We start from the raw sequence: 14,911 nt of genomic DNA, 5'->3' as shown, positions 1-14,911 counted from the left end.
ACGGTATTGTGTTAACTTATCCTGAAAACTAATCGATAACCTCAAATCCGCAGTAAGGAACCAATACCTCTGGAATGGCAATACCGTTTTCCGTTTGATAGTTCTCCAAAATGCCGGCCAAAACACGGGGTAAGGCCAAAGCACTGCCATTTAGGGTGTGTGCCAGATGCCGTTTCCCATCTGCATCCTTAAAACGAAGCTTTAACCGATTGGCCTGATAGGTTTCAAAATTGGAAACGGAACTGATTTCCAACCATCGATCCTGTGCGGTGGAGAATACTTCAAAGTCATAGGTCAGGGCAGAAGTGAACCCAAGATCACCACCGCAAAGCCTAAGAATACGGTAGGGAAGTTTTAATTCCCTTAGTATGTTTTTGACATGTTCCACCATCTCATCCAAAGCGTGGTAGGAGTTGTCCGGATGCTCTACCCGTACAATTTCGACCTTATCAAATTGGTGCAGTCGGTTCAAACCACGTACGTGTGCACCATAACTGCCCGCTTCCCTTCTAAAGCACGGGGTATAGCCTGTATATTTTATTGGGAAATTGGATGCGTTCAAAATTTCGCCCCTAAGAATATTGGTGACCGGTACTTCCGCAGTGGGGATCAGATACAGATTGTCTTCCCCAATATGGTACATCTGCCCCTCTTTATCCGGTAACTGTCCAGTCCCATAGCCTGAAGCCTCGTTCACTAAGTGTGGTACCTGTATTTCGGTATAACCGGCTTCGGTGTTTTTGTCCAAAAAGTAGGAAATCAAGGCCCTTTGCAAACGAGCCCCCTTTCCTTTATAAATAGGAAAGCCCGCACCAGTGACTTTTACCCCAAGTTCAAAGTCTATGATGTCATACTTTTTGGCCAACTCCCAATGGGGAAGTGCCCCTTGCTGCAATTCGGGGATTTCCCCTTCCCTAAAAATCTCCTCATTGTCTTCATCGGTATTTCCCTTGGGCACGGAATTATGGGGAATATTGGGAATCTGATACAACAGTTCCTGAAGTTCATTTGAGACCAGATTAAGTTGATCCCCAAGATTTTTGGACGTTTCCTTGAGCTCGGCAGTGGTAGCTTTTATGGCGTTTGCTTCAGCTGTCCTGCCACTTTTAAAGAGCATTCCTATTTCCTTGGAAAGGGTATTGGATTTTGCCAAAGTGGCATCCAGTTCGGTTTGTGTTGCACGGCGTTTTTCATCAAGTTGTAACGCATCGTCCAGAAGTTTGCCCCCTTCAATGTTTCTTTTTGCCAAGGCCTCAATATAGGCTTCTTTATTCTCCCTTATTTTCTGCAGCTGAAGCATAGTTTTTGCTTTAGGGATGCAAAATTACTTTTTTGGATTCGATTTTTCATTTTCCCTGGGCAAAATCCAATCATGATGGGAGAAATGTTTCCAGGGAACGGCGGCTAAATCGGTATTTGGGTCTATGAGGGTGTGATACTTCCCTGCATTGACCTTGACCCTTGAAGTGACAAAGACGCTTACATCCTCTCCTTTTTTGGCATACTCCTTTTTGAGCCTTTGTGCAAATTGCCAAATATAGTCCGGATAGCTGCCTGTTTTGCGCCGTTGCTTTTTTGTGAGGTAATCATCCAAATCCACGGATGTGGTATCCTTGGTTGCTTTATTCACCACTTTAAAATGTGTGTATCCGGAACGCGTTCGCAACATCATCCGCCAACTTAATCGATGTCCTTCTTCGGTCCAAAGCACATCATCTTCAAAGGTGTAGTGCCTTAGGGGGAGTAGAAGCTGTATGACCAAATAGATACTTATGGCTCCAGTTATCCATTTGTACCCACTCGGAAAACCCAACTTTGAAGGAATATCAGCATTTTTCTTCTTCAAGAATACGTTTCTTATGGTCTGTGCATCAAAGAAAAACACGCAAAATGCCAGTGAGAGATAAGGGAAAATCCCAATTCGGAATACATAACTGTTAAAAAGATGGAAAAAGATGGAAAAGCCAAAGGCAACCTTTCTGGTCGGTTTCCACAATAGGGCGGGAATCACCAATAGATCAAAGAGAATCCCAAACACGGCAACTGCTTTATGCAACCATTTCTCCTGAAGCAGTTCCCCAATCAACCAATACTCTTTTTTTCCTTTCATCAAAAGTTCAATGATGCTAAAATCCAGCCAATCGGCATATAGTTTTGCTACGGACGCATAGGTGTATACAATGAACAGTTGTGCTATGATCAACCATCGGACCCAATTGTGCATCCAATCCTTTTTTATCTTGGGATTGCGGCTGGCATCAAGGGAAAGGTTTTTGTGTGCCGGTAAAAGCCCCATAATAAATGCCAATAACATTAAAAGGTAGTAGTGGTTATTGTACGAGGTTTTTTGCATGAGATATACCCCGGACCACATAAACGCAAACGCAAATGCACTGAAACGATACTTATAGCCCAAAGTGATAAGGATTCCAAAGATTCCCATAACTACAAAATAGTAGTACATACCATCCCCGGGCAGTGGTTGCAACCACTCGAAGCCAATGAAATTAAAAGTGAACTTAGGTTCAATAAACGTACGTCTTACCCAACCTGTGGCAATGGCACCAAAGGCCTCACAACAGACTAGGATACCATAAAAGACCCGGAAAACCACCAACTGGGCATTGTCAATTCTACGGAAGAGGAACTGGTTAATAGATTTCATTTTTCAGGAATTCCAGTGCATTTTCTTTATCGGTCCTCAATTGATCACTGAGGGATTGGAGCGAGTCAAATTTTTGTTCGTCCCTGATTTTTTTTATAAGGCGTATCTGTAGGTCCTTGTTATATAGGTCCTGGTCTACATTAAAAAGGTGTACCTCTATATTCTTGTTTTTGCCGTCTACAGTGGGGTTATACCCTATATTCATCATTCCTTGGGTAATTGTATTCCCAAATTCGCAGGTTATGATGTACGCCCCGTTTTGCGGAATGAGTTTGTAGGCCTCCTCAATTTTTAGATTTGCCGTTGGGAACCCTAAATCCTTTCCAAGTCCCTTTCCCCTTACCACCTTTCCGGAAAGCATGTATTTGTAACCCAGATAGGCGTTTGCCGTTTCGATATCCCCGTTGAGCAATGCATTTCTGATTTTTGTTGAACTTACCGAAACTTCGTCGATTTCTTGGGCGGGGATTTCTTCAACCTTAAAATCAAATGTATTTCCAAAACCTATGAGATCCTTGATATTGGCATTTCTATTGCGTCCAAATCTGTGATCGTACCCAATTACCACGCTTTTGACCTTAAGCTTATTGACCAAAAGGTCACGCACAAATTCCAATGCGGTGAGTCTTGAAAATGCTTTGGTAAACGGATGGACAATGAGGAAATCCAGTCCCATTTCCCTTAAGATCTGTTGTTTTTCTGCAAGGGTGTTCAACAGCTTTATTTCGGAGTCTTTTTGGAGTACCATTCTTGGGTGCGGAAAAAAAGTAAGCACGGTAGACTTGGTTCCTGTATTTTTGGCATTATTTATGAGGCGTTCCAAGATACGTTTATGGCCAATGTGCACGCCATCAAATGTGCCAATGGTAATTGCGGTGTTTTTATGAGAGTTGAATTGTGAGATGCCTTGGATCGTTTCCACGGGACAAAAATAAAAAGGCTTACTTTTGATTAAGTTTCGCCCTCTTTTCGATGAAAGCTAAGTTACACTTTGTTTTATCAATAACCATACTTTTTAGTGGGTTTTATGGTTTGGCCCAGGAAGGCTACTGGAGGCAAATGCAATCTTCGGTTTCCAACCGTACTTCCAAGTTGTCAAGTGAAAAGACTGTTTTTGAATTACGTCCGGATCAATTTGGGAAAGTCCTCCAACAAATTGACGTGGAAAAATCCGAAATGCTCCAACTTCCCGACCAGCAGGGCAATTTGCGTGCTTTTAAGGTAAGGGAAACTCCTGTATTCCATCCAGACCTCGCTAAAAAATATCCACAGATCCAATCTTTTACCGGAACTTCACTGGATGGGGAACAAAGAGTTCGTTTTAGTTATTCCCCCAAGGGATTGCAAGGCACATTGCTGGACTATAAAACAGGAGTACGCAGTTTCATTGAAAAGGAGGATGGAACATCCCACATGTACCATGTTCACCAAGGATCCAGAACAACCGAAAAATCCGGTTTCATATGTTCTACCATGGGCATATCCGGTCTAAAACATAGTCCTACATCAAAAAACCTTGTGGATGGTCGGATTCTCAGGAAATATAGGATAGCCGTATCCGTAACTGGCGAGTACACCACCTACCATGGGGGAACGGTTACGGGTGCCCTAACGGCCATTAATGCAACCCTTACGAGGGTCAATGAAGTTTTTGAAACAGATTTGGGGGTGACTTTGGAACTTGTTCCCAATAATGATTTGGTCATATTTACCAATGCAGCTACAGATCCCTACACCAGTAGCTTCAACGCCCAAGTTCAGAATACGCTAAGTACCATTATCGGGGAGGAAAACTATGACGTTGGACATTTATTCCACAGGGATAATGATAGCGGCAATGCCGGATTTATAGGTTCCGTTTGTGTGGACAATAGAAAGGGAAGTGCATTTGCTTCGGCACTTGTTCCGGAGGGCGACCTATTCGATTTGGATTTTGTGGCCCATGAATTGGGGCATCAATTTGGTGCCAACCATACTTGGTCTTTTCAGTCCGAAGGAACCGGGGTCCAATCCGAACCTGCGAGTGGAACCACTATTATGGGTTATGCCGGTATTGTGGAGACCGACAATAACGTGGCTCCCAATGGGGACGATTATTTTCACCATAACAGCATAGCTCAAATCCAGGATTATTTGGAAACTACCAGCTGTTCCCAAAACACCACATTACTAAATAGCCCTCCCATTCTAAATCCGTTATCAGACCATATCATACCCAAGGGCACCGCATTTGTCCTTACCGGTGACGCAACGGATATTGATGGGGATGTCCTGACCTATGCATGGGAACAAATTGACGATGGCGTGGTCATAAGCTCCACTTTTGGTCCCGACAACGTTTCCGGGGCCAATTTTAGATCGTTGCCGCCAACAACGAGATCCTTTAGGTATTTTCCGCGACTTTCCCGGATTCTCAGCGGCAACCTGGAACAGCTAAATCCAATTACCAATGATGCCTGGGAGACTGTTGCCAATGTGGAGCGTGAACTAAACTTTGCCGTAACGGTAAGGGACAATAATCCAGAAGGTGGACAAGTAGCTTCAGGCTCCTTAAAGATCAGCGTTGTGAATGGGGCCGGACCATTTGTGGTCACTTCCCAAAATAGTAATGAGGTCTATACTGCGGGAAGTGTGCAGGACATTACCTGGGACGTGGCCAACACCAATACGGCTCCCATCAATGCTGAAACCGTGGATATCCTTTTATCAACGGATGGTGGCTCCAGTTTTTCCGAAGTGTTGGCAGAGGATATTCCCAATACCGGTCTTGCACAACTTCAACTACCCGGAATTGCCACTACGAACGCAAGAATTATGGTCAGGGCCAATAACAATGTTTTTTTTGCCGTCAACAGTTCGGGGTTTACCATTGAAGAATCTTCGGCCATTCTCAATATTGATCAATTGGTCCGTAATACCTGCCAACCAAATGCTATTGTAGTTCCTTTCGTATATGAAACCTATGGTGGTTTTTCGGAGCCAATGGATTTGACCGTAAACACTTCGGTGCCGTTCTCTATTTCTTTCTCACAGGATAGTGTTATGGACAATGGTACGGATGTTACGCTGACCCTTGGCAATGTGGAAAACGTACCTGTGGGATTGCATCAAGTTGAGGTGATCGCTACGGGCCCCAGTTTTTCTACCGCTACCACTTTACAGGTTAATGTACAGGACAATACATTCAACGATGTTGTCCTTACCTTCCCTGAGGATTTAGCCATAGGAACCCGAATTAACCCCGAGTTTACCTGGCAGGAAGACACTAACTTTTCATCATTTGATATAGAAATTGCCACTGATGAAGCGTTCACTGATATCGTTGAATCTGCACGGGTATCCTTTAATTTCTATCAAAGTTCGGCCCTCCTCCCCGAAACTACATATTATTGGCGTGTAAAACCCAACAATCCATGTGGGGAAGGGACTTTTGGGGTGCCTTTTAGTTTTATCACCTCTGTGGTCAATTGCAAGGTTTTTAATACCAAAGAACAATCTTTGGAGATTTCCGCAGAAGACACCCCAACGGTTACGTCCAGTATCTTTTTGGTCGAAGATTTGGTTATAGCGGATGTGAATGTAAATTTTGAACTGTCCCATACCTTTTTGGAGGACCTGGTGGTAACTTTGATTTCCCCTTTAGGGACCAAGGTAGCATTGGTTTCAAAAAACTGTGGGGACTTAAACAATATCAACGCTGTTTTTGATGATGGGGGAGATCCCATAAATTGCTCGGGTAACCCGGCCATTGAGGGTATTGTACAACCTTTGGGGTCGTTATCGGCTTTAAACGGGGAATCTACATTGGGCGAATGGATATTGGAGGTTGAGGATACCGTACCTTCTGACGGGGGCGTCCTGGAAGATTTTTCCCTGGAAATTTGTGTTGAAGGTGCTTTTAGGCCAGATGACGATGAAGATGGCGTCTTTGATGATGGGGATGACCTCTGCCTGGGAACACCAAAGGGTGTCCAGGTGGATACCTCGGGATGTCCGTTAAATGCTTTTCCGCCCAATAACTTTTCCGTTTCCATACAAAGTGAAGCTTGTAGGGGGAATAATGATGGTTCCGTTTCTATTTCGGCCTTGGATACCGCAATCGATTATACTGCAACCCTAACGGGAAATGGAATTGATGTATCGAATCAATTTACGGAAGAAACACAATTTATAAACCTGGGTTCAGGCACCTATCAACTTTGTATCAATGGTAGTGATGGGTCAATCAACTACAGGGAAACCTGTTTTGAAATTGTGATCGAAGAACCTGAGGAATTAAGTGTGTTGGCAAATTTACTGGCGAATGAGGACAAGGTAAGCTTACGGATGTCCGGAGGTGAATTCTATACCATAGAACTGAATGGATTGGCCACCCAGACCACCGAAAGTGAAATCACATTGAATTTAAACAAAGGGTTGAACCAATTAAAAGTATCGACGGGATTAGTGTGCCAAGGAGTTTTTGAAACACAGTTTTTTGTTGGGGATGCTCCTGTGCTTTTGCCGAATCCAACCTCGGATTGGGTGACCATTACATCCCAATTTCAGAATCAAGATGTAATGGTCAATGTATTTGGTTCGGATGGGAGGTTGGTGATGCAACGTTTAAAGCGGCCCACAAACTTCAATTTTGACTTGGACGTTACCAGATTATCCAACGGACTGTATTATTTGGTAATGGAGTCCAATGGGGTATCCTTGACCACTAAAATGATAAAGCGATGAGGAATTGGACAATCGTAGTTGTTATTGGCCTCTTACTGGGATGTGGGGGAGGGGATGATGGCCCACCACCTTCTCCGGAAGGGGCCGTATTGGTATTCCCTTTTGAGAATTCCGAGTGTACTACAGGGGTGGATTTAACGGAAGACCTTAGCCAAGTAACTTTTGAATGGCAACCAGCCAACAATACGGATAATTACACCCTAACGGTAATCAACTTACTTACCAATATACCACAGACAATTAGTACATCAAGCACTTCTGCGGCCCTTTCCATAGAAAAGGGTGCTCCCTTTTCTTGGTCCATACTATCCACCAATAATGAATCTGACGAAACCGCCACCAGCGAATCCTGGCTTTTCTACAATGCAGGTTCACAGACAACCTATGCCCCGTTTCCAGCGCAAATCAGGTCACCTGAAGCAGGCAGTACAGTTCAGGCGACTGCCAATGGGGTGGTACTTTCCTGGACCGGTGCGGATGTGGAAGGGGATATTGAAACTTTTGAGGTTTATTTCTCTGAAAACAACCCTCCGGAAACACTTTTGATTACTACTGATGCACAAACTATGGAAACTATGGGCAACGTGGTTTCAGGTCAAATTTACTATTGGAAAGTCATTACGATTGATGCAGAAGGCAATAGATCGGATTCGGGAGTCTTTGATTTTAAGGTGTTTTAAGGAGCTTAAGTGCCATTAAAAAGGTTCATGGTGTTTTTTGCGCCTGCAAAAATAAAGGAACGTATAAGTTCGGTGCTTCTTTTTAAGCGTTCCACCAGGGCGTGTTCTTCATTTTCCGTCCATTTCCCCAATACATAATCCACCTGCCTGCCCTGGGAAAATTCTGCCCCAATGCCAAAACGAAATCTGTGGTAGTGACTGGTCTGTAACATATGGTGGATATCCTTTAACCCATTATGTCCGCCATCACTTCCCTTGCCCTTTAAACGCAGTGTTCCAAAGGGAAGGTTAATATCATCTGTAACGATAAGTACATTTTCCAATGGAATTTTTTCGTGCTCCATCCAATATTTTACTGCTTTTCCGCTAAGGTTCATATAGGTCGAAGGCTTAAGGCATAGTATGGACTTTCCTTTGTACCTAAAATTGGCCACTGCCCCCAATCTAACCTCTTTAAATATAAAATCTTCCTCCGTTGCCAACTGGTCCAAGACCGCAAATCCAATATTGTGTCTTGTTCCTGCATATTTTTCCCCAATATTGCCCAGGCCTACGACCAAAAACTTTTTCATGCCATCGATTTCTTCAAGTATAGGTGCACTGGTGTTGGTAAACAGTGATTTTAAAAATTGAAACACTTTGTTTTTCTTCAAAAATAAAAAAGCATCCAAAACATGGGGTCCGGATGCTTTTGTTTTGATAGGGTTAAAAGGTTAACTCTCCGCTGATGCCGCTGCATCTGCCGAAGGTGCTTCCGCACCCTCTATTGTGGCACCTTCTTCCTCCTCTTCCTCTTCATCCGCAATGGCATTACGGGAGGCCTTCACTTGTACAACGGTAATGTTGTCCGGATGCACAATGGTAAAGTCATCCGTTCTAAGGGTTTCCACTGCTACCTTACCCCCAATTCTTAATTTGGAAATATCTACGGTAATCTCGTCTGGAAGCAAATCCGGTAATGCCTTAACAGAAAGCTTTCTTTTCCGGAACAATAAACGTCCACCATTTCTGACCCCTGGGGAATTTCCTTCCAAACGGACAGGGATTTCCATGGTAACAGGCTTGTCCTTAAAGAGCTGATAGAAATCGATATGCAAAATCTTATCCGTTACCGGATGGAATTGAATATCCTGTAATACAGCTTTAAAGGTCTCACCACCTTCCAATTCAATTACCGCCGTGTAGGCATTGGGGGTATACACTAAATCTTTAAACGCGATTTCATCAGCTGAAAAGTGCATTGGTTTTTCCCCTCCGTACAGCACGCAAGGGACCTTTCCAGCATTACGTAAGGCTTTGGTCGAAACCTTGCCCACGCTTTCTCTTTGGGATCCTTTGATCGTAATTGATTTCATTTTTTCTAGTAAATAATTAAACTTTCATTGTATCGATTTGCCGGGCTGTTCACTCCCGGCGTAGTCGAAGGCTACATAATAAATTTGGACGAGATTGAAGTATTGTGGTGCACGCGGTGCATAACATCCGCGAATAGTTCCGCACAACTTAAAACCCGTATTTTTTCACTGTTTTCATGAGAAGGAATGGAGTCTGTTATGATCAATTCCTGCAACTTGGAATTTTTGATTTTTTCATAGGCATCACCAGATAACAACCCATGGGTGGTAATGGCCCGTACACTCAATGCCCCCCTTTCCATCATCAGATCGGCAGCCTTGGTCAGTGTGCCTGCGGTATCTACCAGGTCATCCACCAATACCACGTTTTTGCCCTTTACCTCCCCGATCAATTCCATTTTGGAAATGACATTGGCCTTGGCACGTTGCTTGTAACATATGACCACATCACTTTCCAGTGCTTTGGAATACGCATAGGCCCTTTTGGATCCCCCCATGTCCGGGGAAGCGATACAAAGGTTCTCCAGGCTAAGGTTTTGTAGATAGGGAAAGAAAAGGGTGGAAGCAAACAAATGATCCACCGGTTTTTCGAAAAAGCCTTGAATTTGATCGGCATGCAAATCCATGGTAATGATCCGTGTTGCACCAGCGGTTTCCAGCATTTTGGCAATCAACTTGGCCGCAATTGGAACCCTGGGCTTATCCTTTCTATCCTGTCTTGCCCAACCAAAATAGGGCATTACCGCTGTAATATGTCTTGCCGAGGCCCTTTTGGCGGCATCCAGCATCAATAGCATTTCCATCAAATTTTCCGGGCCAGGATTGGTGGAACCAATGATAAAAATTCGGGCCCCTCTAATGGATTCCTCAAAAGAGGGCTGGAACTCTCCGTCACTGTATCTTGAGAAATGTACTTTTCCCAAATCGGCCCCATACGCTTTCGCAATATTTTCGCCCAATACGGTACTTTGCGTACATGCAAATATTTTTGGTTCCGGAACTTGATATGGCATTGCTTACAATTTATAACAGCGCTAAAAGCTAAGCCTGTTCAAAAGCGGTGCAAATTTAAAAATTAATCTGGCTTGCTAAAGGATAATTGTGGTTATTTTGGTTTTGGGATTCAAATTATTTTTTAGCTTTGCAGTCCCATTGGCCGAAGTGGCGGAATTGGTAGACGCGCTGGATTCAAAATCCAGTGGTAGCAATACCGTGTGGGTTCGATTCCCACCTTCGGTACAAATTAGGCCCCTGAGATTTTTCAGGGGCTTTTTGTTTCAGACCAATTTTTCCACCACCATTATATCCTCATAAGCTTTTTAATAATCAATGGATAACCTTAAGCTAATTCAGGGAACCTAATTTTGAAAGGAATATTCAGTGTTTTGGGGCATATCCCTATCATGGAACGACCAATCAATACAAACTACGAGAATTTTGACCTTTTCCACTATTTAAGGGACAGTTTGGGCCATAACCTGGACGGTAAAGTATTTGAACTGATTGTTCAAAAAAATGAATATGTATACAAACCTCCATTGGAACACAGGTATATTTACGAAGTGATCAATGGGGCCCTGAAGCTGGGCAGTTATACCGAACAGGGGGAGGAATTTGTCTATGATGTAGTATCGGAAAAGGATTTCTTCGGGAATCTTAAATATCTGAACAATCAATTCTTTGAATTTTCAAAAACACTCACGGCTACTCGATTGCGGGTCTATCAATTGTCCTTTTTTAAGGAAGTAATTATAGAAGAACCCGCTATTGCTGAATGGTTTATATCCTACATTGTAAAAAGATGGTGCACCGCAGAGAAGAAACTGCGTAAAATAAACGAAAGGAACACTTCGGAAAAACTTCGGTTTTTAGAATCCTATTTTAACAAAAATATCAATGATGATGCGGGTTCCACGTATAAGCTGTACGACCTTTTGACCCAAAAGGACTTAGGGGATCTTATTGGGGCAACCCGACAGACCATCTCCAATGCCTTGAAGAAAAAATCAGTTTCCACGATTTAAAATACCTGATGAAATACCTTAGTCCCATACGATAAGTCAGTTTCGATTTCGCTAGGTTCGTCCTTTTCTTCATCAGGGTCTATTTATGAAATTCATTTTAAAAAGTAAGGTATGGTTTTGATAAGAGGGGTTTGAAATTAACAAACCCCTCTCCATAGCTAATAAACAACTCAACTTAATTAAAAGTGTATCGTGCGCCCAACTGAAGTCGCCAAGGGGTACCATTTATAGGCTCGGTGCCGGCTCCGGTCTGTACACTATAATCGTATGCATTTGTCGCCTGATCAAAGCCGTTGATACGCATAAAATCCCTTCTCCTTCCAAAGTTGTTGGTACGCCCCCATTCCTTGTTCAATAAATTGGCAAAATTGAACACGTCCGCTGTGAGTTCAAGACCATGTTTGTTCCGGTTAAAGCTGAACCTTTTCTGTAAGCGCAGGTCAATGATGGCCCTAAAGGGGTTCTTGCCTCCATTACGCTCTGCAAAACCACCAAAGCTTTCCCGTAGATATTCCTTAAATCCTTCGGGGGTCTCTGGGTCGTTCAATACTTCATTGTAGCCGTCTATGATGGCCTGCGGCGTATTGGGGTCATTGGGGTCAAAAATATAGGCAATATCATTTCGTAAATTGAAATCCCCATTGGCACTGGTATTGTCGTCTACATGAAGTGAATAACGCGTGCCCCCCGTTCCAATAATGGTAGCTCCAAAGTTAAACCCTTTCCAGGTGGGCGTGGAACCATTAAGGACCACTTTGGTGTCAAAATGATTATCGGAAAAACCGTAGTTCAGATCCCTGGGATCCCCTTCCACGGGTAGGAACGTAGAGGTATTGGCCACACAACAGTTATAGGAGGAATTGTCCTTGGTCCTGTTCCATGTAAAACTAGCGTTTATATAGCCATCGCGACCAATACGGGCAGAGCCTTCCACAATGACTGAAATGTTGTCCAAGACCCCATCGGATGTCAAGACCAAGGTACGCCCCACCTGATCGGATACTCTTGAATTCGTCCAATCGGTAAGTCCGTTCTCACCAATCGTATTTGCAGGAACAAATACTTCACGTCCTTCTATGGGCGTGGTAAAAAAGGGCTCCGCCACCAAGTTGGCTTCCTGATATACATAGTTGTTGGTCGTATGGCTAAAAATAGCATTGATGCCCAAAGTGTAACGATCTCCAAAAAATCGGGTATAACTTATGTTTCCTTTGTATATGGTGGGGACTTCAAAATTGGGACTAACCGCATTTATGGTTGAAAATGGGGTCTCTCCCTCCGGAACTCCCGGTACGGTACTGGGATCATTGCGATAGGAAATAAAATCAGGTGTTGGAACGGCATCCCCCGTTACATCTATGGCACCGAGCAAAGTGCCACTATTTTGAATGTTGTTCACCTGGGCATAATAATGGGGCTGTGCACTAAAGGCACCCCCTCCAATTTTGATGATGTCGGTATTCTTGCCCTTCACGTTCCATGTTAATTGAAAGCGAGGTTGGATATTGTCAAAGTCGTCGATTTTTTCATTGGTGCGTATGCCCAATTCTTGAAATACGGTGGGATTGAATTCGGCCTCATCCATAAATACGGTAGCATCCCAACGGATTCCCGCCATTAGGTTGAGGTTTTTTGCCAAATCAAATTCAACCTGTCCGAACAAGGAAAGATCTAGAACGGTCTGTTCTACCAAAGGTAATCCTTGCAAAGGAACCTCACGGGCATATCTGGAAGCGTTCAAATTCTCAAAATCATCAAGGGAATCGAAGAAAAAACGGCCGTTCTGCTCGTTGGAAAGCAATGTTTCCAAATAGGTGATAAGATTGTCCGTCCCAAATGTAAAATTGAATTTTCCGGAATTGACATAGGTCGTATTGGCGATTTGTAATTGGTTTTCCAAATTCGTTTCCGGGGTAAAACGTTGCCCACCCAATTGCACACTACGGTTTCTTGTATTACCATTGGGCAATACCGAAGACACCTCAACAATGGCCCGGGGGATGTTGGAAGAAGGGAGTTCGGTATTTGGGGTGAATTGTCTTTCAGCATGTTGGTACTGTATTTTGAACTCGTTGATCACCGTTGGGGAAAATATGGAGCGCAGGGACAACAGCGTGCTATTTTCCTGGGATTCGAAATTTGAAAAGGATTCCGCAACTTCAATATTGGAATTGTCACTTACGCTAAAAGGATTTTCCCATTTGTTGTATAGGTTCCTAAGGGTAAGCCTATGTTTGTCATTAATTTGCCAATCCAGGCGGACAAACAGGTTATTGGCTTCAGTTTCCCTATCAAACTGACCGGTCTGTCTAGAGTCACTCAGCCCATATACATCACGTCCTATCTGTAAAAAACGATCTAAATTCTCCTGGGAAATACCCAAAAGGTTTTGGTCATTGTCACTCTGAATGTCTGCGATGCTCAGGGGCTCCCCGGCATCCTGTCGCTCATAAACCGCAAAGAAGTGTAACTTATCTTTGATGATGGGACCCGATAAACTGAACCCATACTGGGAGGTAAAGAAATTGGCATCACGATCTTCTCCGCGAATGTTGAATTGGCTTTGTAGCGCATCGGCCCTATGATAGAAAAAGGCACTTCCACTAAGTGTATTCGTCCCGGATTTGGTTACGGCGTTAATGGCGCCCCCACCTTGTCTACCCTGGAGCACGGAATAATCATTGGTGGCCACTTCAAACTCCCTAATGGCTTCCTGGGAAATGGTATAAGGGCCCCGTCCAATTTCTCCTGCCGTTAATTGGTTTCTGGCGTTCACCCCATCTATGGTGACATTGGTCGAGGTACGTCTTTGCCCTGCCAAATTGATAGATCCACCACCCTGTAAAGGGGAAAGACTGGTTAAACCGGTAAAGTTCCTTCCTTCCAGGGGAAGTGTTTTTATTTGATCGGTGCCTATTTTGGTGGATGCGCCCAATTGCTCTATCCGTTTGGTAAGGGTATTGGATGTTACGACCACTTCATCCAGTTCAGTAGAAGCTTCTTGCATCACAAAATCCAAAACCAGGGCATCACTTAAATTAAGGGTAAACCCTTCCCTTACGCTATCTTGAAAACCCAGATACTGAACAGTAATCGAATAGGGCCCCCCCAGTGGTAATTGTTGTACCCTATAGTTTCCATTTTCATTGGTCACCGTACCCGAAACGAATCCGGTGGACGTATTCTTCACTACTATGGCCGCTCCCATTAGGGATTCACCATTCGCATCTGTAATTTTACCCCGAATTGAGGCATTGGTGGCTTGGCCATAGGACACTGAGCAAAACATCACAATACCTAAAAAGGCCATTAATTTTTGTACTCCTTTCCATTGTTTTTGACGGTTGGGTCGGTAGATTTTCATTTTCATACATTTTGATTGAAATGTAAATCTAGACCCGGGGCAGAGGGGTTACATGTTAAGTTTTAACATGTACATTCATGTTAACCTTAACTTTAATT

At 43.6% G+C, this 14,911-nt stretch carries 10 protein-coding genes and 1 tRNA gene; 4 read left to right on the top strand and 7 right to left on the bottom strand.

Going from position 1 to position 14,911, the window contains the following annotated elements; genetic code table 11:
- Positions 1–28 precede the first annotated feature (28 nt).
- Genes serS through L0P88_RS07520 form a run of 3 tightly spaced genes read right to left on the bottom strand, consistent with a single transcriptional unit; the run spans position 29 to position 3,587 of the window.
- On the bottom strand, positions 29–1,300 hold the full coding sequence (serS, locus tag L0P88_RS07530; RefSeq protein ID WP_247133992.1) for a serine--tRNA ligase: 1,272 nt from the start codon (positions 1,298–1,300) through the stop codon (positions 29–31).
- Positions 1,301–1,324: 24 nt separating this feature from the next.
- Positions 1,325–2,665, bottom strand: coding sequence for an HTTM domain-containing protein (locus L0P88_RS07525; protein WP_247133991.1), 1,341 nt, complete (start codon positions 2,663–2,665; stop codon positions 1,325–1,327).
- Positions 2,652–3,587, bottom strand: a complete 936-nt coding sequence (locus tag L0P88_RS07520) for a bifunctional riboflavin kinase/FAD synthetase (protein WP_247133990.1) — start codon at positions 3,585–3,587, stop codon at positions 2,652–2,654. The genes L0P88_RS07525 and L0P88_RS07520 overlap by 14 nt, the downstream gene beginning before the upstream one ends.
- A gap of 50 nt (positions 3,588–3,637) precedes the next feature.
- Here L0P88_RS07520 and L0P88_RS07515 point away from each other — a divergent pair, with 50 nt between their 5' ends.
- On the top strand, positions 3,638–7,390 hold the full coding sequence (locus L0P88_RS07515; RefSeq protein WP_247133989.1) for a reprolysin-like metallopeptidase: 3,753 nt from the start codon (positions 3,638–3,640) through the stop codon (positions 7,388–7,390).
- Entirely contained in the window at positions 7,387–8,070 is a 684-nt protein-coding gene (locus tag L0P88_RS07510; protein ID WP_247133988.1) for a hypothetical protein, read from the top strand. The genes L0P88_RS07515 and L0P88_RS07510 overlap by 4 nt, the downstream gene beginning before the upstream one ends.
- A 5-nt stretch (positions 8,071–8,075) precedes the next feature.
- On the opposite strand, the gene pth is transcribed toward L0P88_RS07510, so the two are convergent.
- The 3 genes from pth to L0P88_RS07495 all read right to left on the bottom strand — a co-directional run bounded on the left by pth (position 8,076) and on the right by L0P88_RS07495 (position 10,438).
- On the bottom strand, positions 8,076–8,708 hold the full coding sequence (pth, locus tag L0P88_RS07505; protein WP_247134847.1) for an aminoacyl-tRNA hydrolase: 633 nt from the start codon (positions 8,706–8,708) through the stop codon (positions 8,076–8,078).
- 75 nt (positions 8,709–8,783) lie between these two features.
- Positions 8,784–9,425 carry a 50S ribosomal protein L25/general stress protein Ctc gene (locus L0P88_RS07500; RefSeq protein WP_247133987.1) on the bottom strand — a complete coding sequence of 214 codons (642 nt, stop codon included), beginning with the start codon at positions 9,423–9,425 and terminating at the stop codon, positions 8,784–8,786.
- Between the two features lie 71 nt (positions 9,426–9,496).
- Positions 9,497–10,438, bottom strand: a complete 942-nt coding sequence (locus L0P88_RS07495) for a ribose-phosphate pyrophosphokinase (protein WP_247133986.1) — start codon at positions 10,436–10,438, stop codon at positions 9,497–9,499.
- A 142-nt stretch (positions 10,439–10,580) separates the two neighbouring features.
- Here L0P88_RS07495 and L0P88_RS07490 point away from each other — a divergent pair.
- Positions 10,581–10,664, top strand: a tRNA-Leu gene (locus L0P88_RS07490).
- Between the two features lie 164 nt (positions 10,665–10,828).
- On the top strand, positions 10,829–11,449 hold the full coding sequence (locus L0P88_RS07485; RefSeq protein WP_247133985.1) for a Crp/Fnr family transcriptional regulator: 621 nt from the start codon (positions 10,829–10,831) through the stop codon (positions 11,447–11,449).
- Between the two features lie 175 nt (positions 11,450–11,624).
- Here the strand turns inward: L0P88_RS07485 and L0P88_RS07480 are convergent, their stop codons facing one another.
- Complete coding sequence (locus L0P88_RS07480) at positions 11,625–14,813, bottom strand: TonB-dependent receptor (RefSeq protein ID WP_247133984.1); 3,189 nt, start codon at positions 14,811–14,813, stop codon at positions 11,625–11,627.
- Positions 14,814–14,911 lie beyond the last annotated feature (98 nt).

Source organism: Muricauda sp. SCSIO 64092 (assembly GCF_023016285.1).
Lineage (GTDB): Bacteria > Bacteroidota > Bacteroidia > Flavobacteriales > Flavobacteriaceae > Croceivirga.
This window is presented reverse-complemented; position numbering and strand designations above follow the sequence as displayed.

Excerpts from the sequence above, each read along its gene's own strand:
- L0P88_RS07500 (WP_247133987.1), bottom strand. The coding sequence starts at position 9,425 with ATGAAATCAATTACGATCAAAGGATCCCAAAGAGAAAGCGTGGGCAAG.
- L0P88_RS07515 (WP_247133989.1), top strand. The coding sequence starts at position 3,638 with ATGAAAGCTAAGTTACACTTTGTTTTATCAATAACCATACTTTTTAGT.
- L0P88_RS07525 (WP_247133991.1), bottom strand. The coding sequence starts at position 2,665 with ATGAAATCTATTAACCAGTTCCTCTTCCGTAGAATTGACAATGCCCAG.
- L0P88_RS07480 (WP_247133984.1), bottom strand. The coding sequence starts at position 14,813 with ATGAAAATCTACCGACCCAACCGTCAAAAACAATGGAAAGGAGTACAA.
- L0P88_RS07495 (WP_247133986.1), bottom strand. The coding sequence starts at position 10,438 with ATGCCATATCAAGTTCCGGAACCAAAAATATTTGCATGTACGCAAAGT.
- L0P88_RS07510 (WP_247133988.1), top strand. The coding sequence starts at position 7,387 with ATGAGGAATTGGACAATCGTAGTTGTTATTGGCCTCTTACTGGGATGT.
- L0P88_RS07485 (WP_247133985.1), top strand. The coding sequence starts at position 10,829 with ATGGAACGACCAATCAATACAAACTACGAGAATTTTGACCTTTTCCAC.
- serS (WP_247133992.1), bottom strand. The coding sequence starts at position 1,300 with ATGCTTCAGCTGCAGAAAATAAGGGAGAATAAAGAAGCCTATATTGAG.